Source organism: Nonomuraea fastidiosa, from assembly GCF_042751225.1.
Taxonomy (GTDB): domain Bacteria; phylum Actinomycetota; class Actinomycetes; order Streptosporangiales; family Streptosporangiaceae; genus Nonomuraea; species Nonomuraea fastidiosa.
In genome coordinates this window covers 8,977,996-9,001,334 of record NZ_CP170570.1, presented here as the reverse complement: position 1 = coordinate 9,001,334, position 23,339 = coordinate 8,977,996, and the positions used below count along the sequence as shown (strand labels likewise).

General features: G+C 71.9%; 25 protein-coding genes. 19 read left to right on the top strand and 6 right to left on the bottom strand.

Annotated elements, in window-relative coordinates; all coding sequences use genetic code 11:
• Positions 1-170 precede the first annotated feature (170 nt).
• Positions 171-1,091 (bottom strand): DMT family transporter, encoded by a 921-nt coding sequence (locus ACFMQL_RS41490; protein WP_378790110.1) that lies wholly within the window; start codon positions 1,089-1,091, stop codon positions 171-173.
• Between the two features lie 122 nt (positions 1,092-1,213).
• Here ACFMQL_RS41490 and ACFMQL_RS41485 point away from each other — a divergent pair, with 122 nt between their 5' ends.
• Positions 1,214-2,404 carry an MFS transporter gene (locus ACFMQL_RS41485; protein WP_364065736.1) on the top strand — a complete coding sequence of 397 codons (1,191 nt, stop codon included), beginning with the start codon at positions 1,214-1,216 and terminating at the stop codon, positions 2,402-2,404.
• A 15-nt stretch (positions 2,405-2,419) separates the two neighbouring features.
• Here ACFMQL_RS41485 and ACFMQL_RS41480 read toward each other — a convergent pair whose 3' ends face one another.
• Positions 2,420-3,208, bottom strand: a complete 789-nt coding sequence (locus ACFMQL_RS41480) for an ABC transporter permease (RefSeq protein ID WP_378790109.1) — start codon at positions 3,206-3,208, stop codon at positions 2,420-2,422.
• Positions 3,205-4,149: an ABC transporter ATP-binding protein gene (locus ACFMQL_RS41475; RefSeq protein ID WP_378790108.1), complete on the bottom strand. Its 945-nt coding sequence runs from the start codon at positions 4,147-4,149 to the stop codon at positions 3,205-3,207. Before ACFMQL_RS41475 ends, ACFMQL_RS41480 begins: the two co-directional genes overlap by 4 nt.
• A gap of 285 nt (positions 4,150-4,434) precedes the next feature.
• On the opposite strand from ACFMQL_RS41475, the gene ACFMQL_RS41470 reads away from it, so the two are divergent.
• The 10 genes from ACFMQL_RS41470 to ACFMQL_RS41425 all read left to right on the top strand — a co-directional run bounded on the left by ACFMQL_RS41470 (position 4,435) and on the right by ACFMQL_RS41425 (position 14,250).
• Positions 4,435-5,691: a multidrug effflux MFS transporter gene (locus ACFMQL_RS41470; RefSeq protein WP_364065730.1), complete on the top strand. Its 1,257-nt coding sequence runs from the start codon at positions 4,435-4,437 to the stop codon at positions 5,689-5,691.
• A 92-nt stretch (positions 5,692-5,783) separates the two neighbouring features.
• Complete coding sequence (locus ACFMQL_RS41465) at positions 5,784-6,482, top strand: helix-turn-helix domain-containing protein (RefSeq protein ID WP_364065727.1); 699 nt, start codon at positions 5,784-5,786, stop codon at positions 6,480-6,482.
• Positions 6,479-7,891, top strand: coding sequence for a Fe-S cluster assembly protein SufB (gene sufB / locus ACFMQL_RS41460; protein ID WP_378790107.1), 1,413 nt, complete (start codon positions 6,479-6,481; stop codon positions 7,889-7,891). Before ACFMQL_RS41465 ends, sufB begins: the two co-directional genes overlap by 4 nt.
• Positions 7,891-9,015 carry a Fe-S cluster assembly protein SufD gene (gene sufD, locus ACFMQL_RS41455; RefSeq protein ID WP_364065722.1) on the top strand — a complete coding sequence of 375 codons (1,125 nt, stop codon included), beginning with the start codon at positions 7,891-7,893 and terminating at the stop codon, positions 9,013-9,015. Before sufB ends, sufD begins: the two co-directional genes overlap by 1 nt.
• Positions 9,012-9,332 (top strand): non-heme iron oxygenase ferredoxin subunit, encoded by a 321-nt coding sequence (locus tag ACFMQL_RS41450; RefSeq protein ID WP_364065719.1) that lies wholly within the window; start codon positions 9,012-9,014, stop codon positions 9,330-9,332. The genes sufD and ACFMQL_RS41450 overlap by 4 nt, the downstream gene beginning before the upstream one ends.
• A gap of 4 nt (positions 9,333-9,336) precedes the next feature.
• Entirely contained in the window at positions 9,337-10,083 is a 747-nt protein-coding gene (sufC, locus tag ACFMQL_RS41445; RefSeq protein WP_364065716.1) for a Fe-S cluster assembly ATPase SufC, read from the top strand.
• Positions 10,080-11,336 carry a cysteine desulfurase gene (locus ACFMQL_RS41440; RefSeq protein WP_364065713.1) on the top strand — a complete coding sequence of 419 codons (1,257 nt, stop codon included), beginning with the start codon at positions 10,080-10,082 and terminating at the stop codon, positions 11,334-11,336. The genes sufC and ACFMQL_RS41440 overlap by 4 nt, the downstream gene beginning before the upstream one ends.
• A gap of 2 nt (positions 11,337-11,338) precedes the next feature.
• A complete protein-coding gene (gene sufU, locus ACFMQL_RS41435; protein WP_364065710.1) occupies positions 11,339-11,779 on the top strand; it encodes a Fe-S cluster assembly sulfur transfer protein SufU in 441 nt (146 codons plus the stop codon).
• Positions 11,776-12,138: a metal-sulfur cluster assembly factor gene (locus ACFMQL_RS41430; RefSeq protein WP_378790106.1), complete on the top strand. Its 363-nt coding sequence runs from the start codon at positions 11,776-11,778 to the stop codon at positions 12,136-12,138. Before sufU ends, ACFMQL_RS41430 begins: the two co-directional genes overlap by 4 nt.
• A gap of 306 nt (positions 12,139-12,444) precedes the next feature.
• Positions 12,445-14,250, top strand: coding sequence for a DEAD/DEAH box helicase (locus ACFMQL_RS41425; RefSeq protein ID WP_378790105.1), 1,806 nt, complete (start codon positions 12,445-12,447; stop codon positions 14,248-14,250).
• A gap of 182 nt (positions 14,251-14,432) precedes the next feature.
• On the opposite strand, the gene ACFMQL_RS41420 is transcribed toward ACFMQL_RS41425, so the two are convergent.
• Positions 14,433-14,615, bottom strand: coding sequence for a hypothetical protein (locus tag ACFMQL_RS41420; protein ID WP_364065701.1), 183 nt, complete (start codon positions 14,613-14,615; stop codon positions 14,433-14,435).
• Between the two features lie 56 nt (positions 14,616-14,671).
• Between ACFMQL_RS41420 and ACFMQL_RS41415 the strand changes: the two genes are divergently transcribed.
• The 7 genes from ACFMQL_RS41415 to ACFMQL_RS41385 all read left to right on the top strand — a co-directional run bounded on the left by ACFMQL_RS41415 (position 14,672) and on the right by ACFMQL_RS41385 (position 19,999).
• Positions 14,672-14,923: a hypothetical protein gene (locus ACFMQL_RS41415; protein WP_378790104.1), complete on the top strand. Its 252-nt coding sequence runs from the start codon at positions 14,672-14,674 to the stop codon at positions 14,921-14,923.
• Between the two features lie 254 nt (positions 14,924-15,177).
• Positions 15,178-15,441 (top strand): phosphoribosyl-ATP diphosphatase, encoded by a 264-nt coding sequence (locus tag ACFMQL_RS41410; RefSeq protein WP_345386086.1) that lies wholly within the window; start codon positions 15,178-15,180, stop codon positions 15,439-15,441.
• A gap of 61 nt (positions 15,442-15,502) precedes the next feature.
• The gene (gene hisG / locus ACFMQL_RS41405) at positions 15,503-16,348 is read left to right on the top strand and encodes an ATP phosphoribosyltransferase (protein ID WP_364065698.1); all 846 of its coding nucleotides are present in this window, start codon (positions 15,503-15,505) and stop codon (positions 16,346-16,348) included.
• Between the two features lie 259 nt (positions 16,349-16,607).
• Positions 16,608-17,492 (top strand): ABC transporter ATP-binding protein, encoded by an 885-nt coding sequence (locus ACFMQL_RS41400; protein ID WP_364065695.1) that lies wholly within the window; start codon positions 16,608-16,610, stop codon positions 17,490-17,492.
• Positions 17,492-18,226, top strand: coding sequence for an ABC transporter permease (locus ACFMQL_RS41395; RefSeq protein WP_364065692.1), 735 nt, complete (start codon positions 17,492-17,494; stop codon positions 18,224-18,226). The genes ACFMQL_RS41400 and ACFMQL_RS41395 overlap by 1 nt, the downstream gene beginning before the upstream one ends.
• The gene (locus ACFMQL_RS41390; RefSeq protein ID WP_378790103.1) at positions 18,223-19,362 is read left to right on the top strand and encodes a sensor histidine kinase; all 1,140 of its coding nucleotides are present in this window, start codon (positions 18,223-18,225) and stop codon (positions 19,360-19,362) included. Before ACFMQL_RS41395 ends, ACFMQL_RS41390 begins: the two co-directional genes overlap by 4 nt.
• A 31-nt stretch (positions 19,363-19,393) precedes the next feature.
• The gene (locus tag ACFMQL_RS41385) at positions 19,394-19,999 is read left to right on the top strand and encodes a response regulator transcription factor (protein WP_364065686.1); all 606 of its coding nucleotides are present in this window, start codon (positions 19,394-19,396) and stop codon (positions 19,997-19,999) included.
• A 21-nt stretch (positions 20,000-20,020) separates the two neighbouring features.
• Here the strand turns inward: ACFMQL_RS41385 and ACFMQL_RS41380 are convergent, their stop codons facing one another.
• Positions 20,021-21,043 carry an EAL domain-containing protein gene (locus tag ACFMQL_RS41380; RefSeq protein ID WP_378790102.1) on the bottom strand — a complete coding sequence of 341 codons (1,023 nt, stop codon included), beginning with the start codon at positions 21,041-21,043 and terminating at the stop codon, positions 20,021-20,023.
• A 613-nt stretch (positions 21,044-21,656) separates the two neighbouring features.
• Here ACFMQL_RS41380 and ACFMQL_RS41375 point away from each other — a divergent pair.
• Positions 21,657-22,313, top strand: coding sequence for an acVLRF1 family peptidyl-tRNA hydrolase (locus tag ACFMQL_RS41375; RefSeq protein WP_364065677.1), 657 nt, complete (start codon positions 21,657-21,659; stop codon positions 22,311-22,313).
• Between the two features lie 133 nt (positions 22,314-22,446).
• Here the strand turns inward: ACFMQL_RS41375 and ACFMQL_RS41370 are convergent, their stop codons facing one another.
• Positions 22,447-23,265: an NAD(P)H-binding protein gene (locus ACFMQL_RS41370; RefSeq protein ID WP_364065674.1), complete on the bottom strand. Its 819-nt coding sequence runs from the start codon at positions 23,263-23,265 to the stop codon at positions 22,447-22,449.
• Positions 23,266-23,339: the final 74 nt, after the last annotated feature.

Below are 23,339 nucleotides of genomic sequence, written 5' to 3'. Positions count from 1 at the left end.
ACGGATCGGCCGTGCCCGCATCCGCCGGTGGCGCATGCCTGGTCAAGCGGACTCCCGCACTCCGCTGACCTTCGCGGGCTCGGCGCACCCCGCCCACCGAGCCGAGCCCTCCGCCGCGCGCCCGAGAGACCCCATCCCACGGGCGCGCGGCGGCCCCATCATCCGATCCGTCAGCCGCTCGTCCTGCCCGTCCTGGTGGAGCCGAGGCTGGCGGCGACGATGCACACGATCGCGGCCCACTGCTGCACGTGCAGGATCTCGCCCAGCAGCAGCACGCCGATCAGCGCCGCGGCGGCGGGCTCCAGGCTCATCAGGATGCCGAAGACGTGCTTGGGCATCCGCCGCAGCGCCTGCAGCTCCAGCGAGTAGGGGATCACCGACGACAGCAGCCCCACGCCGAGCCCGATCAGCAGCAGCTCGGGCTGCAGCAGGTCGGCGCCGCCGGTGGTGACGCCGACCGGCGCGATCACCACGGTCGAGACGATCATGGCGAACGCGAGCCCGGTCGTGCCGGGGAAGCGCCGCCCGGCCGCCGACGACAGCAGGATGTAGGCCGCCCAGAACACGCCCGCCATGAGCGCGAACCCGATGCCGGCCCAGCTCACGGTCTCGGACTCGCCCCAGGGCGCGAGCAGCACCACGCCGGCCCCGGCGAGCGCGACCCACAGCAGGTCGATGCGCCGCCGGGAGGCCGCCACCGCGACGCCGAGCGGCCCGAGGAACTCGATCGCCACCGCGATGCCCATCGGCAGCCGCGCCAGCGCCTCGTAGAAGACGAGGTTCATCAGCGCGAGGGTGACGCCGAAGCCGGCGCCCACGGCCCAATCGCGCGCGCTCAGCCCCTTCAGCCTCGGCCGGACGAACGTCCCCAGGATGAGCGCACCGGCCGCGATGCGCAGGAACACCACCGCGCTCGGCGGCAGCGACGCGAACAGCTCCTTGGCGAACGCCGCGCCCAGCTGCACCGAGAAGATGCCGAGCAGCACCAGCCCCGATGGCGGGATGGCGTCGGCGGCGGTGCGCAGCAGGTTGCCGGGGCCGGGCAGGCGGCGTCCGCGGTCGAGCGGGTCGTCGAGGGCGAAGTCGGTCACGGAACTCCTCGGGATCCTAACGGGACAACCGTCAGAGCTTACCCAGGTCAGACGACATGTCCCTGCGTGAGGTGGTACTACTGACGGTTGGCTGCAATTTCCGGACAGAACACCAAGGACCGATGAAAGCCCCCACCACGCCGGCGAAGCCCGCCCGGCCGCCGCTGGCACTGTCCGTCTCCTCGTTCGTCAGCAGCTTCGACAGGTTCGCGGTGAGCCCCATGCTCGTGCTCATCGCCGCCGACCTGGACGTCCCGCTGTCGGCCTCGGTCGCCGCCGCCAGCGGCTACTACCTGGCGTACGGGCTGACGCAGCCGCTGTGGGGGCTGCTGTCCGACCGGTTCGGGCGGGTGCGGGTGATGCGCTGGGCGCTGTCCGGCGCCGCCGCCGCGGGCGCGGTCTCCGCGCTGATGCCGGTGCTGTGGGCGCTGGTGCTGGCCAGGGTCGTCACCGGCGCCTGCTTCGGCGCGGTCATCCCCACGAGCCTGACGTACGTGGGCGACACCGTCGCGCCCGACGTGCGCCAGCGCGCGCTCACCGATCTCATGGCCGCGGCCGCGCTCGGCACCGCGCTGGCCACCGGCCTCGGCGGGGCCGTCGCGGGCCTGGTGGACTGGCGGGTGGCCTTCACCGTGCCCGCCGCGTGCGCGCTGGCCTGCGCGCTGTCGCTGCGCGCGCTGCCGGAGCCGCCCGCGCACGCCGGGGCGGGCCGGGGCGTCGCCGGGCACCTGCGGGCGGTGCTCGGGCAGCCGTGGGCGCTGCTGGTGTTCGGGCTGGCCTTCGCCGAGGGGGCCATCATGCTGGGCGCGATGCCGTTCCTCGCCACCGCGCTCCAGCACACCGGGCTCGCCGCCGCCGTGGCCGGGCTGGCCATCACCGCGTACGGGCTGGGCCTGTGGGGCTTTTCCCGGCTGGTCAAGACGCTGGCGGGACGCTGGCCCGCGCCCGCGCTCATGCTGACCGGCGGCGCGCAGCTCTGCGCCGGCTTCGCCCTGGTGAGCGTGCACGTCAGCGTGCCGCTGGTGGCCGCCACCGCGCTGCTGCTCGGCGGCGGCTGGTCGTTCCTGCACTCCTCGCTGCAGACCTGGGCCACCGCCGTGGTGCCCGAGGCCAGGGGGACCACCATCGCGTTCTTCGCCTGCGCGCTGTTCGTCGGCAGCGCGGTCGCCTCGTGGGCGGGCGGCCCGCTGGCCGAGGACGGCAGGTACGCGCTGCTGTTCGGCCTGGCCGCGGCCGCCGCGGTGCCGCTGACGGCGGTGGCCGCGCTCAGCCGCCGCCGCTACGGCGCCCTGCGCGCCGCCGCGCCGGAGTGACCACCGGGCGGCCTCTCACTCCCAGCGGAACGTCCGCGAGACCAGCGCCAGCGACAGCACCGCCCACGCGGCGAGCACGGCGAGCGGCCCCAGGGGGAGCGCGGCGCCCTCGGCGAGCACCGCGCGCAGGCCGCCGGTCAGCGCCCCGATGGGCAGCGCCTCCAGTACCGGCCGCACCCCTTCGGGGAACACGCTGAGCGGGAACATCACCCCGCCGACCCCCAGCAGCACCAGGTAGACCAGGTTGGCGGCGGCCAGCGTGGCCTCGGCCCGCAGCGTGCCCGCCATGAGCAGGCCCAGCCCGCTGAAGGCCGCCGTGCCCACCACGACGAGCAGCAGCGCGCTCAGGAACGACCCGTGCGGCCGCCAGCCGAGCGCCAGCCCCACCGCCACGATCACCACCGCCTGGACGACCTCCACGCCCACCACGGCCGCCGTCTTGGCCAGCATCAGCCCGCTCCTGGACAGCGGGGTCGCGCCCAGCTGCTTGAGCACGCCGTAGCGGCGCTCGAAGCCGGTCGCGATGGCCTGGCCGGTGAAGGCGGTGGACATCACCGCGAGCGCCAGCACGCCGGGCACCAGGAAGTCGACCCGCCGTCCGCCGCCCACGTCGATCAGCGGGGCGAGGGAGAAGCCGATCAGCAGCAGCACCGGGATGATCAGCGTGAGCAGCAGCTGCTCACCGTTGCGCAGCGTCGCCCGCAGCTCCGCGCCGGCCTGCGCCAGCACCATGCGCGGGAACGGCGCGGCCCCGGGCGCGGGCGTGAAGTCGAGCGGTCCCCGGCTCGGAGTGTGGGCGGTCATCGCAGCTCCTTGCCGGTCAGCTCCAGGAAGACGTCTTCGAGCGTGCGCCGCTCGATGCGCAGGTCGTCGGCCGTGACGCCCTCGGCCGCGCACCAGGCCGTGACCGTCGCCAGCAGCTCGGGCCCGACCAGGCCCTCGATGATGTAGTGGCCGGCCGGCGACTCCTTGGCGGCGCTGCCCGCGGGCAGCGCGTTGAGCAGCTCCTCCAGCGCCAGCCCCGGCCGCGCCCTGAACCGCAGCTGCCGCTCGGCCCCGGTCAGCGAGGCGGGGGTGCCCTCGGCCACCACGCGGCCCCTGTCGATGATGACGACGTGGTCGGCCAGCCGCTCGGCCTCGTCCATGTGGTGGGTGGTGAGCACCACCGACACCCCGGCCGCGCGCAGCTCGCCGACGAGGTCCCAGCAGGCGTGGCGGGCCTGCGGGTCGAGCCCGGCCGTCGGCTCGTCGAGGAAGACCAGCTCGGGACGCCCGATGACGGCCGCGGCCAGCGACAGCCGCTGCTGCTGCCCGCCCGACAGCCGCCGGAACGGGGTGCGGGCGTGCTCGCTCAGCCCGAGCCTGGCCAGCAGCGCGCCGGGGTCGAGCGGATGGGCGTAGAACCGGGAGACCAGCCGCAGCCACTCGCCGCAGCGCACGGCCGGAGGAACCCCGCCCGCCTGCGGCATGATGCCGACGCGGGCGCGCAGCTCGGGCCGCGTGGGAGCCAGGCCGAGCACCTTGACCGTGCCGCCGTCGGCGGTGCGGAACCCCTCGCAGATCTCGACCGTGGACGTCTTGCCCGCGCCGTTGGGGCCGAGGACCGCGGTGACCTGGCCGCGCCCCGCCTTGAACGTGAGGCCGTCGATCGCCGTGGTGGCGCCGTAGCGCTTGACCAGCCCGGCGATCTCGACGGCCGGCTCCGGCACCTGCCCTGGGGCCGGCTCGGCGGCTCGGGATTCCATGGCCACGAGTTTAGGGACTCCCCGGGGCGGTTCGCCGCGCAGGTGAGCGCGCAGGTGAAAGGGACGGTCGCGGCCTCGCGGGCGCCTCATTGTGCCGCGTCCCGGCCAGGTGCGCGCGGCGGTTCGACGTGACGTTCGCCGCAAAAGCCGTCAGGCCCTGGAATACCGCGGAAAACATGTAATTATCAGATGACCGGGAATTCGGAGGATCAGAACCCCGTTGCTAGTCCTCGGTTCTCTTGGGCCAGCCGCCACAGCCACCACCGCAGGAGAAGGGGAACACGCATGTCCGTGGCCGAAGCCGCCGCGTCAGCCGTCACCGCACCACCCACACTCGTACGGCAGGAGCGTAAAAGCCGCCGCGGGCTGCTGCTGCTGATCCTCGGCGCGCTGTCGGCCATCGGCCCGCTGTCGATCGACATGTACCTCCCGGCGCTGCCCGCCATCACCTCCGAGATGCTGAGCGCCCCCGCGCAGGTGCAGCTCACCCTGACCGCCTGTCTCATCGGCGTCTCCGTCGGCCAGGTGATCGCCGGCCCGGTGAGCGACGTACGCGGGCGGCGGGTGCCGCTCCTGATCGGCGTCGCCGGGTTCATGGCCGCCTCGCTGCTGTGCGCGTTCGCCCCCTCCGTGCCCGCCCTCATCGCCTTCCGGCTGATGCAGGGCATGCTGGGCGGCACCGCGCTGGTCATCGTGCGCGCCATCGTCCGCGACCTGTACGACGGCGCCGCCATCGCCCGCATCTTCGCCACGCTCATGCTGGTCAGCGGCCTCGCCCCGATCCTGGCCCCGATCGCGGGCGCGCAGCTGCTCGCCTTCACCTCCTGGCGCGGAGTCTTCGTGGCGCTCAGCATCATGGGCCTGGTGCTGCTGCTGGCCGTGCTGGCCGGCGTACGCGAGACGCTGCCCGCCGAGCGGCGCGAGTCCGGCGGGCTCAAGCACACCCTGCGCACGTTCTGGCAGCTCCTGCGCGACCGCAGGTTCATGGGCTTCGCCCTGACCGGCGGCCTGGCCTTCGGTGCGATGTTCGGCTACATCTCCGGTTCGCCGTTCGTCCTCCAGGAGGTCTACGGCGCCACGCCCGCGCAGTACTCGCTCATCTTCGGCGGCAACGCCCTCGCGCTGGTCGCCGCCTCGCAGGTCGGCGGCCGTCTGGCCGGCCGCGTGCCTCCCGTGCTGCTGGTGAGCATCGGCCTCGGCACCTCGCTGACGGGCGCCGCGGTGCTGCTGGCCGCCGCGCTGGCCGGGTTCGGCCTGCCCGGCATCGTGGCCGGTCTGTTCATCATCATGCTCGGCCAGGGCCTGACCATGCCCGGCACCGGCGCGCTGGCGCTCGGCTCCCAGCCCGCCCAGGTGGCCGGCAGCGCCTCGGCGCTGATGGGCGTCCTGCAGTTCGCGCTCGGCGCGGCCGCCGCCCCGCTGGTCGGGCTGGCCGGTTCCGCTACCGCGGTGCCCATGGCATGTGTCATGCTCGGGCTCTTCCTGTGCGCCGGGCTGGCGTTCACGATCCTGGGCCGGGCAAAGACGGACAAAGTTAGGTAAGCCTACCCTGCGTGACCCATTCCATTCCCGTCCCTGGTCAGATCCGTTTGTGCAGCGGGAAGGAATTACGGCACACTGATGTTGTGAAAAACATGCCCACGATGGAGCCCGGCAGCGAGCGCGGCACGCGCGCCCGCGTCGCCAGGCTGATCCTGGAGCATGGTCCCATCGCGGCCGCCGCCCTGGGCGAGCGGCTCGGGCTCACGCCCGCCGCCGTCCGGCGTCACCTCGACGCCCTGGTGGCCGAGGGGATGATCGAGCCTCGCACGATCCGCCCGCGCGGTCAGCGCGGGCGCGGACGGCCGGCCAAGCTGTTCGCGATCACCGATGCGGGGCGCAGTGCTTTCGAGCACGCCTATGACGACCTGGCCGGGAGCGCGCTGCGCTACCTGGCCCGGCGCATGGGAGACGAAGCCGTGGCCGATTTCGCCCGCGAGCAGGTCGCGAGCCTGCTCCACCGGTTGGAGCCGGTCATGCGGACGGTGCCCGCGGACCAGCGCGTGCAGGTGCTGGCGCAGGCTCTGTCGGCGGAGGGGTACGCCGCCTCGGCCAGCAAGGCCAAGTCCGGCGGCGACCAGCTCTGCCAGCACCACTGCCCGGTGGCTCACGCGGCCGCGGAGTTCCCGCAGCTGTGCGAGGCCGAGACGGAGGCGTTCGCGCAGCTGCTCGGCACGCCGGTGCAGCGCCTGGCCACGATCGCCCACGGCGACGGGGTGTGCACCACCCACGTGTCCCCCCAGTCCCTGGCCGATTCCGCACATAAAGACAAGAGCAAGGAGACCGGAAGGTGACTGTCACCGACCGCCCGGAGCTGGAAGGCCTCGGGAATTACAAGTTCGGCTGGGCCGACCCGGATGCCGCGGGTGCGGCGGCCAAGCGAGGCCTGTCCGAGGAGGTCGTCCGCAACATCTCCGCTCTGAAGAACGAGCCGGAGTGGATGCTCGACCTTCGCCTGAAGGGCCTCCGCCTGTTCGAGAAGAAGCCGCTGCCGACGTGGGGCTCCGACCTCAGCGACATCGACTTCGACAACATCAAATATTTCGTGCGCTCGACCGAGAAGCAGGCCGCTTCCTGGGACGAGCTGCCCCCCGACATCAAGAACACCTACGACAAGCTCGGCATCCCCGAGGCTGAGAAGCAGCGTCTCATCGCCGGCGTCGCGGCCCAGTACGAGTCCGAGGTCGTCTACCACAAGATCCGCGAGGACCTTGAGCAGAAGGGTGTCATCTTCGTCGACACCGACACGGGCCTGCGCGAGCACGAGGACATCTTCAAGGAGTACTTCGGCTCGGTGATCCCGGTCGGCGACAACAAGTTCGCCGCGCTCAACACCGCCGTGTGGTCCGGTGGCTCGTTCATCTACGTGCCGCCGAACGTCGAGGTGGAGATCCCGCTGCAGGCCTACTTCCGGATCAACACCGAGAACATGGGCCAGTTCGAGCGGACCCTGATCATCGTGGACGAGAACAGCTACGTCCACTACGTCGAGGGCTGCACCGCGCCGATCTACTCCTCCGACTCGCTGCACAGCGCGGTCGTCGAGATCGTGGTGAAGAAGAACGCCCGCTGCCGTTACACGACCATCCAGAACTGGTCCAACAACGTCTACAACCTGGTCACCAAGCGCGCCGTCGCCTACGAGGGCGCGACCATGGAGTGGATCGACGGCAACATCGGCTCCAAGGTCACCATGAAGTACCCGGCCGTCTACCTCATGGGCGAGCACGCCAAGGGCGAGACGCTGAGCGTCGCGTTCGCCGGTGAGGGCCAGCACCAGGACGCCGGCTCGAAGATGGTGCACCTGGCTCCCAACACCAGCTCCAGCGTCATCTCCAAGTCGGTGGCGCGCGGCGGCGGCCGCACCTCCTACCGTGGTCTTGTGCAGATCGAGGAGGGCGCCCACGGCAGCGCCAGCACCGTCAAGTGCGACGCCCTGCTGGTCGACCAGATCAGCCGCTCCGACACCTACCCCTACGTCGACGTCCGCGAGGACGACGTCTCGATGGGCCACGAGGCCACGGTCTCCAAGGTCAGCGAGGACCAGCTGTTCTACCTCATGAGCCGCGGGCTCGACGAGGACGAGGCGATGGCGATGATCGTGCGCGGCTTCGTGGAGCCGATCGCGCGTGAGCTGCCCATGGAGTACGCGCTCGAGCTCAACCGGCTGATCGAGCTGCAGATGGAAGGAGCCGTCGGCTGATGGGCCTGAACGAGAAGCCCGTGTCGACCCTGCACGAGAAGTCGTCCTTCGACCTGGCCGACTTCGACGTCCCGACGGGTCGCGAGGAGGCGTGGCGCTTCACGCCGCTCTCCCGCCTCAAGGGCCTGCACAACGGCAAGGCCGAGCCGGCCGGTCACGTCCGCGTCGACGTCGATGCGGCCCCCGAGGTCACCGTCGAGACGGTCGGCCGCGACGACGCCAGGCTCGGCACCTCGTTCGTGCCGTCCGACCGGGTCAGCGCCCAGGCGTGGAACAGCTTCGAGAAGGCCACCGTCATCACGGTGCCGCGCGAGGCCGTCACCTCCAGGCCCACCGTGCTGACGCTGACCGGCGAGCAGGCCGGCGGCGCCGCCTACGGCCACATTGTGGTCAAGGTCGAGCCGCTGGCCGAGGCCGTGCTCGTGCTCGACCACAAGGGCAGCGCCGTCTACGCCGACAACATCGAGTTCGTCGTCGGCGAGGGCGCCAGCCTCAAGGTGGTCAGCCTGCAGGACTGGGACGACGACGCCGTCCACGTCTCCGCCCACCACGCCCAGCTCGCCAAGGACGCGGTGTTCCGCAGCTTCGTGGTGACGCTCGGCGGCGACCTCGTACGCCTGTCGCCCAGCGTCAGCTACACCGCCCCGGGCGGTGACGCCGACATGACGGGCGTCTACTTCGTCGACGCCGGCCAGCACCTGGAGCACCGCCTGCTGGTCGACCACTCGCAGCCCAACTGCAAGAGCAACGTCGACTACCGCGGCGCGCTGCAGGGCCAGGACGCCCACGCCGTCTGGATCGGCGACGTCATCATCAGGGTCGAGGCCGAGGGCACCGACACCTACGAGCTCAACCGCAACCTCATCCTCACCGACGGCGCCCGCGCCGACTCGGTCCCCAACCTCGAGATCCTCACCGGCGAGGTCGCCGGGGCGGGCCACGCCTCCGCCTCCGGCCGTCTCGACGACGAGCACATCTTCTACCTCCAGGCCCGCGGCATCCCGCACGACGAGGCCCGCCGCCTGGTCGTGCGCGGCTTCCTCGGCCAGCTCGTCGAGAAGATCGAGGTGGCGGAGATCCGCGAGCGCGTGCTGAACGCCCTGGAGGCGGAGCTCTCGCGATGAGCGCTTTCGAGAAGGTGTGCAAGCTCGCCGACATCCCCGACGAGGGGGTCATCGGCGTCGAGGTGGGGGAGACCCCGGTCGCACTCGTGCGCAAGGGCGACGAGGTCTTCGCCCTGCACGACATCTGCTCCCACGCCGAGGTCAAGCTCAGCGAGGGCGAGGTCTACGACGGCACGCTGGAGTGCTGGCTGCACGGCTCGTGCTTCGACATCCACACGGGCAAGCCGACCGGACCTCCCGCGACCCAGCCAGTGAACGTCTACACAGTGAAGATCGACGGCGATGACGTCCTCGTCTCGCTCTCGAAGGAGTCCTAAGCACATGTCCACCCTTGAGATCCGTGACCTGCAGGTCGCCGTCGAGGACAAGGAAATCCTGCGCGGCGTCAACCTGACCGTGAAGGCCGGCGAGACCCACGCCATCATGGGCCCCAACGGCTCGGGCAAGTCGACGCTCGCCTACGCGATCGCCGGTCACCCCAAATACACGATCACCGGCGGCCAGGTGCTGCTCGACGGCGTGGACCTGCTGGAGCTGTCGGTCGACGAGCGGGCCCGCGCCGGCCTGTTCCTCGCCATGCAGTACCCGGTCGAGGTTCCCGGCGTGTCGGTGTCGAACTTCCTGCGTTCGGCCGTCACCGCGATCCGCGGCGAGGCGCCGAAGCTGCGCGAGTTCTCCAAGGACCTGAAGAACGGCATGGACGCGCTGTCCATCGACCCGGCCTTCGCGCAGCGCAACCTCAACGAGGGCTTCTCCGGCGGTGAGAAGAAGCGCCACGAGATCCTTCAGCTGGAGCTGCTCAAGCCGAAGATCGCGGTGCTCGACGAGACCGACTCCGGCCTCGACGTCGACGCGCTGCGCGTGGTGTCGGAGGGCATCAACCGCTTCCGCTCCTCGGGCGACACCGGCGTGCTCCTCATCACCCACTACACCCGCATCCTGCGCTACGTGAAGCCGGACTTCGTGCACGTGTTCGCGGCCGGCCGGATCGTCGAGGCGGGCGGACCCGAACTGGCCGAGAAGCTCGAGGCCGAGGGCTACGAGCAGTACACGAAGGCATCTGCATGACTTCCACCGGCCTCGATGTGGAGAAGATCAGGAAGGACTTCCCGATCTTCTCCCGCGAGCTGCCCGACGGGCGCCCGCTCGTCTACCTCGACTCGGGCAACTCCTCACAGAAGCCCAACCAGGTCATCGAGACCATGCGGGAGCATCTGGCGCTGCACTACAGCAACGTCGGGCGCGCCATGCACGTGCTGGGCGCCGAGTCCACCGACGCCTACGAGAGCGCCCGCGACAAGGTCGCGGGCTTCATCGGGGCGCCGGCGCGCGAAGAGGTGATCTTCACCAAGAACGCCTCCGAGGCGCTCAACCTGCTGGCCTACTCCTTCGGGAACCCGGCCACCACCGACCCCCGCTTCGCGCTGGGGCCCGGCGACGAGATCGTGATCTCCGAGATGGAGCACCACTCCAACATCGTGCCGTGGCAGCTGCTCGCGCAGCGCACCGGCGCGACGCTGAAGTGGTTCGGCGTCACCGACGAAGGCCGGCTCGCCTACGATCCTTCGCTCATCACCGAGCGCACGAAGATCGTCTCCATCGCCCACCAGTCCAACGTGCTGGGCACGATCAACCCGGTGGCCCAGGTGGCCGCCAGGGCCCACGAGGTGGGCGCGCTGATCGCGCTCGACGCCTCGCAGTCCGTGCCGCACCACCGCACCGACGTCACCGCGCTGGGCGCCGACTTCGTGGCCTTCACCGGCCACAAGATGGTCGGCCCCTCCGGCATCGGCGTGCTGTGGGGTCGCTCGGAGCTGCTCGAGGCCATGCCTCCGTTCCTGGGCGGCGGCGAGATGATCGAGGCGGTCTGGATGGACCACTCGACGTACGCGCCGATCCCGCACAAGTTCGAGGCGGGCACGCCGCCCATCGTCGAGGCCATCGGGCTCGGCGCGGCGGTCGACTACCTCACCGAGGTCGGCATGGACGCCATCGAGGCGCACGAGCGCGCCCTGACGGACTACGCGCTGCAGGCGCTGCGCGAGGTGCCGGGGCTGCGCGTCATCGGCCCCGAGTCGCTGGAGGAGCGCGGCGGCACGGTGTCGTTCACGCTGGAGGGCATCCATCCGCATGACGTGGGGCAGATCCTCGACGACCAGTTCGGGGTGGCCGTCCGCGTCGGGCACCACTGCGCGCGTCCGCTGCACCTGCGCTTCGGAATACCGGCGACCACGCGGGCGTCTTTCTACCTGTACAACACCACGGGCGAGATCGACGCCCTGGTGCGCGGCCTCCATCACGTTCAGAAGGTGTTCGCATAGCCATGATCGGCGAGTCGATGTACCAGGAGCTGATCCTGGAGCACTACAAGCACCCGCAGGGGCGGGGGCTGCGCGAGCCGTACGACGCCGAGGTTCACCACGTGAACCCGACGTGCGGCGACGAGATCACGCTCAGGGTCAAGGTGGGCGACGCCGGCAAGATCCTCGACGTCTCCTACGAGGGTCAGGGCTGCTCGATCAGCCAGGCCGCCGCCTCGGTGCTGCACGAGCTGGCCACCGGCTCGACGGTCGACGAGACGCTGTCCGTGGTCGACGAGTTCACCCGGCTGATGCAGGGCAGGGGGCAGGTGGAGGCCGACGAGGAGATCCTCGGCGACGCGGTCGCGTTCGCGGGCGTGGCCAAGTTCCCGGCGCGCGTTAAATGCGCGTTGCTTTCTTGGATGGCCTATAAGGATGCGGTTGTGAGGAGCGCTGCCCAATGAGCAAGCCAGTGGAGACGCCGACCGATTTCGACGGTGAGACGAGTCCCGAAGAGGTCATGGAGGCACTCAAGGACGTCGTCGACCCCGAGCTCGGCATCAACGTCGTCGACCTCGGCCTGGTCTACGGGCTCAACCTCGACCCCGGTGAGAACGGCGGCAAGCCCGTGGCCACCATCGACATGACCCTGACCAGCGCCGCCTGCCCGCTGACCGACGTCATCGAGGACCAGGCGCACTCCGCACTCGACGGCATGGTCTCCGACGTGAAGATCAACTGGGTCTGGCTGCCGCCATGGGGCCCGGACAAGATCACGGACGAGGGGCGCGAGCAGCTTCGTATGCTAGGCTTCAACGTCTGACCTTTTCCGCTGTCACGGCTGGCGTAAATCGTCAGCCGTTTCAGCGTGTTCGGCGCATTTTCCGGAAAGTCCGGACGCACGCCGGGGGAATATCCGATAACATCCCCGGCGTTGGTAACAGATGTACCTGACGTCTCATTGCGCGTAACGCACCGCCTGCGGCCGGTGCCAGGTGCGTCTCCCCCTTTTCTTCCCGCCCCCATGACGGCGGGTGCCCTTACCCTGTGCGGCCCCGCCGCATGCCTTGGCTCGTCCTTTCGCAGAAGTGACGTGCCACTTCGACGGAAAGGCACGACTTTCGTGACCATGCTTGACGCTGTCATGCCCACGCTCGACGACACCTCGTCAGAGCCGGGCCCGTCCGAGTTCGAGCTGCTCGGCCTGCCGAAGCCGCTCGTCTCCGGACTGGCCAGACTGGGCTTCGACAGCCCGTTCCCCATCCAGAGGGCGACGATCCCCGACGTGCTCGCCGGCCACGACGTGCTCGGCCGCGGGCAGACCGGATCCGGAAAGACGCTCGCCTTCGGCCTGCCCACCATGGCCCGCATCGCCGGCGTGAAGCCCGCCCCAGGGCGGCCCCGCGCGATGATCCTCGTCCCCACCCGCGAGCTCGCACTCCAGGTGCACGACGCCCTCGAACCCCTCGGCCGCGGCCTCGGCCTGCGCATGAAGGTGGTCGTCGGCGGCATGTCCATGGGCAAGCAGATCGAGGCGCTGCGGCGCGGCGTCGACCTCGTCATCGCCACCCCCGGCCGGCTCGGCGACCTCATCAGGCAGGGCGAGTGCTCGCTCGCCGACATCGAGGTCAGCGTCCTCGACGAGGCCGACCACATGTGCGACCTCGGCTTCTTCCCCGTCGTCACCGAGCTGCTCGCGCAGACCCCGGCCGACGGGCAGCGGCTGCTGTTCTCCGCCACGCTCGACGGCGACGTCGACAAGCTGGTGCAGCGCTTCCTGAAGGACCCCATCACCCACTCCGTGGCGCCCGCGACCTCGCCGGTCGACACCATGGAGCACCACGTCATGCAGGTGACGCGGGACGACAAGTTCGACGTCACGGCCGAGATCGCCAACCGCGAGGGCCGTACGATCATCTTCGTCCGCACCCAGCACGGCGTCGACCGGCTGTGCAAGCAGCTCGCCAGGGTCGGCGTCAAGGCCGGCGGACTGCACGGCGGCAAGCGCCAGAACCAGCGCACCCGCATCCTGTCGGAGTTCCGCGAGGGCGCCATCAACGTGCTGGTCTGCACCGACGTCGCCGCGCGCGGCATCCACGTCGACAACATCAGCCTGGTGCTGCACGTCGACCCGCCGCAGGACCACAAGAGCTACCTGCACCGGGGCGGCCGCACGGCGCGCGCCGGCGAGAAGGGCACCGTGGTCACGCTGGTGCTGCCCAACGAGCGCCGCTCGACCGAGGCGCTCACCCGCCGGGCCGGTATCCACCCGTTCCGGCTCAAGGCCACGCCGGGCCACCCCAGGGTCGCCGAGGTGACCGGGGCGCGCGCGCCGAGCGGCGAGGCCATCCCCGTGTGGGAGCCCGACGTCCGCAAGCCGCTGCGCCCGCGTCGCGACGGCGGCACCTCCGAGCGCCGTGGCCGCAGGCGCCGCGACTTCGACGGTGAGCGCCGCCCGCGCCGCCACGAGGACGGCGAGGAGCGGCGGCCGCGCCGCGAGTTCGACGGCGAGCGCAGGCCGCGCCGCGAGTTCGACGGTGAACGCCGTCCGCGCCGGCACGACGACGGCGCCCGCGCGTTCGACGACCGGCGTCCGCGCCGCCACGAGGAGGGCGAGCGGCCCTTCAGCGCGCCGTCCGGCGAGGGCCGCCCGCACCGCCACGGTGAGGGCGAGCGGCCGTTCGGGCGCTCGCAGGAGCCGAGGACGTTCGGCGACGACCGCCGCCGCGAGGGACGCGGCCGGGGCGGCCACCGCTCCGACGACCGCCCGCTGCGCTCGGACGAGCGCGGCCCCCGCCACGGCTCCGACCGCGGCCGTCCGTACTCGGGTGACCGCGACCGCGGCTACCGTTCCGACGACCGCCCTGCGGGTCACCGCTCCGGGCGCTCGGACGAGCGCGGCCGCCGGAGCTCCGGCCGCCGCTACGAGCGCTGACCGGCCGCTCGGACACTCGTCTCAGTGAGTGCCGACCGGCCGCTCGGGCGCATATTCGCTCCCGCGAGCGCTGACCGGTCGCTAGGTTCGCGCTCGCACCGCGAGCGCTGACCGTCGCCTGAGCTGAACACGGAACCGCCCGCCGCACCCCCGAGATGCGGCGGGCGGTTCGCGTTTCCAGGTCAGCCCCTCAGCCCGCTGAGCGCGATGCCGCGGACGAAGTACCGCTGGAAGAACAGGAAGAACAGGAAGAACACGGTCGTCGGCAGCGAGGCGAGCAGCCCGCCCGCCATGATGGCGCCCTGGTGGTCGGGTCCGGCGTAGTAGGAGTCGAGCCGGGCCGGCGCGACCGGCAGGTTGGCCATCTCGTCGCTGCACGATGATGAGCGGCCACGGGAAGTTGTTCCACTCGGCGAGCACGATGAAGATCGACATCGCCGCGCGGCGGTGCGCCAGGCGCGGTGCGGGGCCGTTCCGGCGCGGCCTGGGCGAGCGTGTCCACCGGGGCGGCCATCACAACTCCTTCAACGCGCGGCCAGGCGAAGGTGAGGAACGCGAGCAGATCGCGCTGCCCGCAGCCGTCGTTCGTCGTCGCGTCAAGGACGTCCGATCTCTCGCCCGCTTGATGGGCGGATCTCTGCACTTAAACGGTAAGTGGCAACTTTTGTCATGAAAGTTTCACGTGGCCGCTTGAGCTACATCGATGACCAGTTGACGTGCTGCTTTGGCACATTACGGTTTCGGACGCCTGGCTTTTCCGGTTCATCCATGTGGGGAGGCGCGAAAGCAGCCATCCGATGTGTACGCTGACGCTGCCCGTACATGAACTGTTGATGACGCTCGTCTCGCGTGGCGGACGCAGGGCGGCGTCACCCCGTGACGCAGACTAGGCTTAACAGGCACGCCAGCCGACCGACGAGAGAGACCATGAAGACCTTCGAAGAGCTGTTCGCCGAGCTGTCAGAGAAGGCCAGGACCCGGCCCGCGGGCTCGGGCACCGTGGCCGCGCTCGACGCCGGCGTCCATGCCATCGGCAAGAAGGTCGTCGAGGAGGCCGCCGAGAGCTGGATGGCGGCCGAATACGAGTCAGACGACAGGGCAGCGGAGGAGATCTCGCAACTCCTCTACCACGTGCAGGTGCTCATGATCGCCCGGGGCATCGGCCTCGACCAGGTCTACAAGCATCTCTAGGGCGCTCCGGCGCCCGGCCACCGAGGAGAGACAGCGAGAGCGAGACACGTAAGGACCTGACATGCTGCGCCTGGCAGTACCGAACAAGGGCGCGCTCAGCGAGGGCGCCCAGAGCATGCTCAAAGAGGCCGGCTACCGGCCCCGCAGGGACAGCAAGGAGCTCGTCGTCGTCGACGAGGCCAACGGCTGCGAACTGTTCTTCCTGCGGCCCAGGGACATCGCCGTCTACGTCGGCGAGGGCACCCTCGACGTCGGCATCACCGGCCGCGACATGCTGATCGACTCCGGCGCGCCGGTCGAGGAGATCATGCCGCTCGGCTTCGGCAACTCGACCTTCCGGCTGGCCGCCCCGGCCGGCGCGATGTCCTCGGTCGCCGACCTCGACGGCCGCCGCATCGCCACGGCCTACCCCGGCCTGCTCGACAAATACCTGTCCGACCAGGGCGTCGACGCGCGCGTGATCAAGCTCGACGGCGCCGTCGAGACCGCCATAAGGCTCGGCGTGGCCGACGCCATCGCCGACGTCGTCGAGACCGGCACCACGCTGCGCAACGTCGGCCTCGAAGTCTTCGGCGAGCCGATCATGCGCTCGGAGGCGGTGCTCATCAAGCGGCAGGGCGCGGGGGAGACGCCGGGCGAAGGCCAGCTCGTCCGCCGCTTCCAGGGCGTCGTGCACGCCCGCGACTTCGTCATGATGGACTACGACATCCGCGCCGAGCGCATCGAAGAGGCCATCGCGCTCACCCCGGGCATGGAGGGGCCGACGGTCTCGCCGCTGCACCGCGAGGGCTGGGTCGCCGTGCGGGCCATGGTCCGCCGCCAGGGGCACCAGCAGGTGATGGACCAGCTCTGGGACATCGGGGCGCGCGCCATCCTGGTCACCGACATCTACGCCTGCCGGCTGTGAGCCTCGGGGCGCGCCCGGCCGGTCATGGGGCGGGCGCGCCCGTCTGACCCCGGGCGCGCCGGCCCGCCTGGTCTCGGGCCGCGCCTTTCTGGTCCTGGCCGCGCCGTCCGGTTGATTCCGGGGCGCCGGCCCCGCCTGGTCCCGGGCGTGCCGCCCGTCTTGGTTCCCCGTACGGTGCGTCCGTACTGACAAATGTCATGGCGAAGGCCGGAGGGAACGCACTGCCGCCGCCCACCGGCCCGCACCTAGCGTTCACGTCATGAACGCCATCGTGTTCGACCACGTCAGCAAGCACTACGGGGACGTGCTCGCCGTCGACGACCTGTCGCTGTCCGTCGCGCCCGGCTCGACGGTCGCGCTGCTCGGCCCCAACGGGGCCGGCAAGTCCACCTCCATCAACCTGCTGCTCGGCCTCCTGCAGCCCACCAAGGGCACGGTGGCCGTGCACGGGCGCACCCCCGCCGAGGCGGTCAGGGCCGGGGAGATGGGCGCCATGCTCCAGCACGGCGCGCTCATCCCCGAGCTGACCGTCAAGGAGCTCGTCGACTGCGTCCGCCGCCTCTACCCCCGCCCCCTGGCCCTGGACGAGGTCCTGGAGCTGGCCGACCTGACCGGCCTGGCCGGGCGGCGGGCGGACAAGCTGTCCGGCGGGCAGGCGCAGCGGGTCAGGTTCGCCCTGGCCATCGCGGGGGCGCCGAAGATCCTGCTGCTCGACGAGCCCACCGCCGCCATGGACGTCGAGTCCAGGCTGCGCTTCTGGGCGGGCATGCACGACTACGCGGCGGGCGGGCGTACCGTCGTCTTCGCCACCCACTACCTGGAGGAGGCCGACGAGCACTCCGACCGGGTGATCGTCATCGCGCGGGGCCGGCTGGCCGCCGACGGCACCGCCGCCGAGATCAAGGCCGCCGCCGGCGGCAGCGCCGTCAGCTTCGACCTCGGCGCCCAGCCCACGGCCGGGCTCGACCGGCTGCCCGGCGTCCGCGCCGTCGAGGTCGTCGCCGGCACGGCCACCCTGCACACCTCCGACCCCGACGCCACCCTCGACGCGCTCTACCGCGGCACCACCCTCGACGTGCGCGGCCTCCGGCTCACCGGGGCCGGCCTCGAAGCCGCGTTCCTCCAGCTGACCAGGGAGTCCTGATGCTCGCCTTCGCCAAGATCGACATTCTGCGCATGCTGCGGAACCGGCGCTACCTCGTGTTCGTGGTGACCTTTCCCGTGCTGCTGTACGCGATCAACGCCAACATCTACGGCCAGGACACCTCCCCGGACGGTGTCGGCTACAGCGTCGTGCTCATGGTGTCGATGGCCGCCTACGGGGCGCTGGCGGCGTCCATGATGAGCTCCGCCGTGCCGCTGGCCAGCGAGCGGCAGTCCGGCTGGCTGCGCCAGCTCCAGATCACCCCGCTGCCCGGCTCCGCCGTCATCGCCGTCAAGCTCGTCACCGCGATGACCCTCGTGCTGCCGTCGCTGGCGCTGGTCAGCCTGGTCGCGATCGTGCAGCAGGGCGTGTCGCTGCCGCCGGGCAGATGGGCGGCGCTGCTGGTGGCGCTGTGGCTGGGCGTGGCGCCGTTCGTGGCGCTCGGACTGGCCATCGGCTCGGCGCTGACCGCCGACGCCGCCCAGCCGGTCGCCATGATCTGCATGTTCGCCCTGGCCATCGCGGGCGGCCTGTGGTTCCCGCCCGAGGTCTTCGGCGCGACCATGAAGGCCGTGGCCGAGCTGACGCCCTCCTACCACTACGCCGGGCTCGGCTGGAGCCTCGCCGCGGGACACGGCCTGGCCATGGCGGACGTGCTGGCCGTCGCCGGGTGGACGGTCGTGCTGGGCGGGCTGGCGGCCTTCCTCTACCGGCGGGCTACGGTACGTGCATGAGCTTCGCCGACCGGATCAGCTTCGGTGGCCCCGACGAGAGCGGGAGGCCCGCCAGGAGACTGGTGGGCGTCTCCATCGGGATGGTCTACCTCCTCTTCCCGGTCACCGACATCGTGACCGGCGCCTTCACCGGAGCCAAGGCCGTCTGGGCGGCGCTGTTGCTGGTGGCGTACATCGGCGCCTACATCGCCACCGTCGTCAGCCCGCCGAACATGGTCAAGGCGGGCCGCTTCACCTACCCGCTGCTCGCGCTGGTCACCCTGCTCGGCGTGACCGGCGCGCTCGCCTTCGGCGGGTCCTGGCTGTCGCTGCCGGTCTACACCGTCGTCCTGTACGCCTTCGTGCTGCGGCCCGCCCACGCCCTGGCCGGCATGGCGCTCAGCCTGCTCGTCGTCATCGGCGGCGGCGTCCTGCACCGCGACGACTGGGACACCCTCGCCGTGCTCTCCATCCAGGTGGTGACGCTCGGCGTGCTGTTCATCAGCGTCCGCAACACCCGCGCGCTGAGCCACCAGCTCCGCATCGCCCAGGACGAGGTGGCCAGGCTCGCCGCCACCGAGGAACGCCTGCGCATCGCCCGCGACCTGCACGACCTGCTCGGCCACAGCCTGTCGCTGATCGTGCTCAAGAGCGAGCTGGCCGGGCGGCTGGCCGAGGAGTCGCCCCGGGTGCGCCAGGAGATCGCCGACATCGAGTCCGTCGCCAGGAAGGCGCTGACCGAGGTGCGCGAGGCGGTCGCCGGCTACCGGCAGCGCAGCCTGGCCGAGGAGCTCGACAGTGCCCGCGCGGTGCTGGCCGCCGCCGGGGTCGCCGCCGAGGTGCGCGTCACCGGGGGACCGCCGCCCGCCGCGCTCGACGAGCTGTTCGGGTGGAGCGTGCGCGAGGGCGTCACCAACGTCGTACGCCACGCGCACGCCACACGGTGCGAGATCACGGTGACCGTCGAGGGTGACACTGCCATGCTGGAGATCGTGGACGACGGAGACGGCGGCGACGGGCCGTACGAGCTGGGCAACGGCCTGCGCGGGCTGACCGAACGGGTGACCGGCGCCGGCGGCACGGTCACCGCCGGCCCCGACGGACACGGGCACGGGCACCGGCTCAGGGTGCGGGTGCCCGCAGTGGAGTACGCATGATCACGGCGCCGGCGCCTGCGGTGGAGTACGCATGATCAGGGTGATGCTGGCCGAGGACCAGGCCATGGTGCGCGGGGCGCTGGCCTCCCTGCTGGGCCTCGAAAGCGACATCGAGGTCGTCGGCGAGGCCGCCGACGGCGACGAGGCGCTCGCCGTCGCCGCCGCCACCCGGCCCGACGTGGCGCTGCTCGACATCGAGATGCCCGGCACCGGCGGGCTCGCCGCCTGCCGGAACATCGTCCGCGACGTGCCGGGATGCCGGGTGATGATCCTCACCACCTTCGGCCGTCCCGGCTACCTGCGCACCGCCATGGAGGCGGGGGCGGTGGCCTTCCTCGTCAAGGACAGCCCGGCCAGGGAGCTGGCGGCGGCCATCCGGCGGGTGCACGCGGGGGAGCGGGTCATCGACCCCGCCCTTGCGGCCGCCGCGCTGAGCGCCGGTCCCAACCCGCTGTCGGGGCGCGAGCGCGACGTGCTCGCGGCGGCGGCCGACGGATCCACGATCGGGGACATCGCGGCGCGGCTGCACCTGTCCGAGGGCACCGTGCGCAACTACCTGTCGTCGGCCATCCAGAAGACGCACGCACGCAACCGCATCGAGGCGGTGCAGCGGGCCAAGGCGCAGGGCTGGGTCTGACCCGGCCTCGTGCGCGCCCGGTCAGGCCCGGGCCGTGACCTGCCTGATCAGATCAGCGACGCGGACGATGCCGAGGCAGCGGTTCAGCTCGTCGGTGACCACCAGGTCGTCGTAGACGCGGGCCGCGTCCCGGCCGGCGGCCTGCATGGCGGCGATGGCGGGGGTCGTGCGGGGCACCGTACGCGGCGGGTCGGCCAGGCGGCGGGCCGGCTTCGTGCTGTGCAGGGCATGGCCGTAACGGGCCGCCAGCGACAGCAGGAACCGGCTGCGGTCCAGGCTGCCCGTCGGCCGCTGGAACTCGTCCACCAGGATCACGCTCGTGACCGTCGGCTCCTGGCCGAAGGCCGCCACCGCCTCCTCCGCCTTGGCGTCGGCGGGCAGCGTCACGGCGGGCAGCAGCAGCTCCTGCACGCGGGGGCCGAGCATGGCCGATTCCGGCGGCTCGTCGGCCACCGGCAGCGGCACCCGTACCTTGCCGTCGGGGCCGGGCGCGAGCAGCGGGCCGTGCGCGAAACGTACGCCGAGCCCGCGGATGACCGCCACCTGCGGCTCGCGCTCCACACCCGGGGCCATGACGTGCGCGCCGATGCCGCGCGCCAGCGTCACCACCGCCCGCACCACCGCCGTCGCCCGATGATCCCCGGGGACGCGCGCCACCACCTCGGGGTCCAGGGCCAGCACGTACGGGGCCGCGCCCGCCATCAGGTCCAGGCCCGGGCTCGCGATGCCGACGTCCGCGAAGCCCAGCAGGTAGCCGATCGTCCGCAGCCCGTCGATGCCCACCTTCAGCAGCGGGCGGTCCTGCTCGCCGCAGGTGCCCGTGAGCAGCAGTATCGCCTCGCGCGGGTGCCGTCCGGCCCGCCGCAGCGCCTCGTGCAGCGGGGCCAGCGCGCCCGCGCCCGACAGCACCACCCTGATCGGCAGCTCCAGCACCATGGGCAGCGGTGTGGCGCGCAGGACGCCCGAGGGGTCCACGACGGCGGGATGCGCGATGACGGCCCCGGTGTCGAGATCCACCAAGGGGCTGGCGAGCAGGGCGGACACGTAAGGAGATGGTGCTCCTGAGACGGCTGCCATCAGAAGGGCCGCAAGGGAGAATTCACCGGCATTTCGGTGAGGGTTCCCGGTTTCGGGGCAACCCTCGCCGTTCCGCCCCCTCCCCGCGCCCGGCCCCGGCCCTCACCCCGTCGCGCCCCGGGCTCCGGGCCGCCGCGGACGACGACCGCCGCGCCGCCGTTCACCGTGATCGGCTGGAACGCGGAGTCCCGGACGGCGAACGCCGCCACGCGCCTCGCCACGTTCCGCGGCCCGCGGATCCGGGCGGTCGCGGCGGGCCTGGTGTCACCGTCGTCGGCGTGGAAGGTGATCTCGGGATGCGGCAGAGCGAGCAGGATGCCGAGATCGCCGTCGCGGGGGCGTCAGGCCCTCCAGGACGATGCGCAGTGCCAGGCTGACCGGCTCGGCGAGGAGCGCCTGATCCTCAGGCTCCACGGCGTCGGCCGGCCGGAGACGCGGCCATTCGAAGCGGGCTACCACGTCGCCCCCGGCTTCTGCGCCGCGAGCCCGCTGGCCGCCGTGTGGCTGCCGCTGCGGGCGTTCCGGGGACGGCCGGCGGTAGGCGGGCGGCGGGGCGGCGGAGTTCGGTAGGGTTCGCCGCATGGGCGGGCGTCCGGCGAAGGGCGGCGGCCGGTGGGTCTGCGTGCCGCCGGAGCGCCTGCATCCGTGGATCGACGGGTTCGCCGGGCGCCACGGCCCCTTCTCGGCGTCCGGCGACGAGCGGGTGGTGCGGCTGGTGGCCGGCGACGGGGCGGTGGCCGAGCTGCACGTGCCCTTTCCGCCCATGACGCCGCCGGGCCCGCCGCACGTCACCCGGCTGGTCACGCACGCGCGGGCGGCGCGGCGGGTGGGGGTGTTCCTGGTACGGCTCGGCGGCTACGCGGCCGGGGTGTTCCACGGGACGGAACTGGTGGCGTCGAAGGTGGGCTCGCGGCTGGTGCAGGGGCGCACGGCGGCCGGCGGCTGGTCGCAGCAGCGCTACGCCAGGCGGCGGGCGAACCAGGCGGCGCGGGTGTTCGAGGACGCGGTGGCGACGGCCGTACGGGTGCTGACGCCGCACCTGGGCGACCTGGACGCGGTGGTGCTCGGCGGGGACCGGCGCGCCGTGGACGCCCTGCGGCAGGACCGCCGCCTCGCCCCGCTGCTCGCGCTGGAGCGCGAGCCGTTCCTCACGGTGCCCGACCCGCGGCTGGTGGTGCTGCGGGAGACGCCCGCACAGTTCAGAGCGGTACGGATCCGGGTCGTCGATCCGGCGTGAGCCCTCGACGGGGGCGGGCCCGAGCCTCCGATCGGATCCGCGTGAGCCCCCGGCGGGGCCTGCCCGAGCCTCCGATCGGGTCCGGTGGGAGCTGCGAGCCCGACCGGCGCCGATCAACCCATGTGCCGTTCGTTCAGGAGAAGGCGTCCTTGTGGTCGGTCAGGAAGGCGGACAGGGGGCGGGGCGGGCGGCCGGTCAGGTCCTCCACCGTCGTCGTGGTCGAAGCCCAGCGGCCGTCGCCGATCTCGGCCATGAGGGCCGCCAGCTCGGCGGCCTGCGGGCGCGGCATGCCGCGGCGTTCGAGGTGGGCGGTCATCTCGGGGACGGGCAGATCCACGTAGCGGGCGGGGCGGCCGAGCACGCGGCCGATCTCCTCGGCGATCCGGTCGTGCGGCAGCGACTCGGGTCCGGTCAGTACGTGATCGCCGCTGGGCCCGGCGGGGCCGGTCAGCAGGGCGGCGGCCGCGGCGGCGATGTCGCGGGCGTCGATGTAGTTGACGGGGGCGGTGCCGTACGAGCCGTACATGACGCCGCCCGCGAAGTCGTGCGGCAGGTTCTGCATGAAGCCGGTCGGCTGCAGGATCGCGTACGGCACGCCGGAGGCCCGCAGGTGGGCGTCCACGACGCCGTGCAGGCCGGTGGCGAGCCTGCCACCGGGAGCGGCGCCGCGTACCGACACCGTGACGATCTGCGCGACCCCGGCGCGCGCCGCCTGGTCGATGACGGCGCGGTGGGCGTCCGCGAAACCGGGCCAGATCGAGCTGTTGAGGAAGAGCCGGTCGCCGGGGGAGAGCAGCGCGCCGATCGTCTCGGGGCGCTCGAGGTCGGCGATCCGGTGCGGGATGCCGAGGTCGCCGGCGGGACGGCGGACGGCGGCCAGGGCGTCGCGGCCGCGCAGCAGTGCGGCGAGTTCGCGGCCGATGGAGCCGGTGGCGCCGGTCACCACGATCATGAGCGTACCTCCATAAGCGGACAGTAAGGTTCCGGTTAGCCGGACGGTACACTAGACGGAATCGGATCGTCCAC

What these genes read in the sequence shown, in the direction of transcription:
- ACFMQL_RS41375 (WP_364065677.1), top strand. Translation starts at nt 21,657, where the DNA reads ATGGGCGGGCGTCCGGCGAAGGGCGGCGGCCGGTGGGTCTGCGTGCCG.
- ACFMQL_RS41450 (WP_364065719.1), top strand. Translation starts at nt 9,012, where the DNA reads ATGAGCGCTTTCGAGAAGGTGTGCAAGCTCGCCGACATCCCCGACGAG.
- ACFMQL_RS41430 (WP_378790106.1), top strand. Translation starts at nt 11,776, where the DNA reads ATGAGCAAGCCAGTGGAGACGCCGACCGATTTCGACGGTGAGACGAGT.
- sufU (WP_364065710.1), top strand. Translation starts at nt 11,339, where the DNA reads ATGATCGGCGAGTCGATGTACCAGGAGCTGATCCTGGAGCACTACAAG.
- ACFMQL_RS41420 (WP_364065701.1), bottom strand. Translation starts at nt 14,615, where the DNA reads ATGGCCAACCTGCCGGTCGCGCCGGCCCGGCTCGACTCCTACTACGCC.
- ACFMQL_RS41385 (WP_364065686.1), top strand. Translation starts at nt 19,394, where the DNA reads ATGATCAGGGTGATGCTGGCCGAGGACCAGGCCATGGTGCGCGGGGCG.
- ACFMQL_RS41410 (WP_345386086.1), top strand. Translation starts at nt 15,178, where the DNA reads ATGAAGACCTTCGAAGAGCTGTTCGCCGAGCTGTCAGAGAAGGCCAGG.
- ACFMQL_RS41390 (WP_378790103.1), top strand. Translation starts at nt 18,223, where the DNA reads ATGAGCTTCGCCGACCGGATCAGCTTCGGTGGCCCCGACGAGAGCGGG.
- sufD (WP_364065722.1), top strand. Translation starts at nt 7,891, where the DNA reads ATGGGCCTGAACGAGAAGCCCGTGTCGACCCTGCACGAGAAGTCGTCC.
- ACFMQL_RS41440 (WP_364065713.1), top strand. Translation starts at nt 10,080, where the DNA reads ATGACTTCCACCGGCCTCGATGTGGAGAAGATCAGGAAGGACTTCCCG.
- ACFMQL_RS41370 (WP_364065674.1), bottom strand. Translation starts at nt 23,265, where the DNA reads ATGATCGTGGTGACCGGCGCCACCGGCTCCATCGGCCGCGAACTCGCC.
- sufC (WP_364065716.1), top strand. Translation starts at nt 9,337, where the DNA reads ATGTCCACCCTTGAGATCCGTGACCTGCAGGTCGCCGTCGAGGACAAG.
- ACFMQL_RS41415 (WP_378790104.1), top strand. Translation starts at nt 14,672, where the DNA reads ATGAAGATCGACATCGCCGCGCGGCGGTGCGCCAGGCGCGGTGCGGGG.
- ACFMQL_RS41470 (WP_364065730.1), top strand. Translation starts at nt 4,435, where the DNA reads ATGTCCGTGGCCGAAGCCGCCGCGTCAGCCGTCACCGCACCACCCACA.
- ACFMQL_RS41480 (WP_378790109.1), bottom strand. Translation starts at nt 3,208, where the DNA reads ATGACCGCCCACACTCCGAGCCGGGGACCGCTCGACTTCACGCCCGCG.
- ACFMQL_RS41475 (WP_378790108.1), bottom strand. Translation starts at nt 4,149, where the DNA reads ATGGAATCCCGAGCCGCCGAGCCGGCCCCAGGGCAGGTGCCGGAGCCG.
- hisG (WP_364065698.1), top strand. Translation starts at nt 15,503, where the DNA reads ATGCTGCGCCTGGCAGTACCGAACAAGGGCGCGCTCAGCGAGGGCGCC.
- ACFMQL_RS41485 (WP_364065736.1), top strand. Translation starts at nt 1,214, where the DNA reads ATGAAAGCCCCCACCACGCCGGCGAAGCCCGCCCGGCCGCCGCTGGCA.
- ACFMQL_RS41465 (WP_364065727.1), top strand. Translation starts at nt 5,784, where the DNA reads ATGCCCACGATGGAGCCCGGCAGCGAGCGCGGCACGCGCGCCCGCGTC.
- ACFMQL_RS41400 (WP_364065695.1), top strand. Translation starts at nt 16,608, where the DNA reads ATGAACGCCATCGTGTTCGACCACGTCAGCAAGCACTACGGGGACGTG.
- ACFMQL_RS41395 (WP_364065692.1), top strand. Translation starts at nt 17,492, where the DNA reads ATGCTCGCCTTCGCCAAGATCGACATTCTGCGCATGCTGCGGAACCGG.
- ACFMQL_RS41425 (WP_378790105.1), top strand. Translation starts at nt 12,445, where the DNA reads ATGCTTGACGCTGTCATGCCCACGCTCGACGACACCTCGTCAGAGCCG.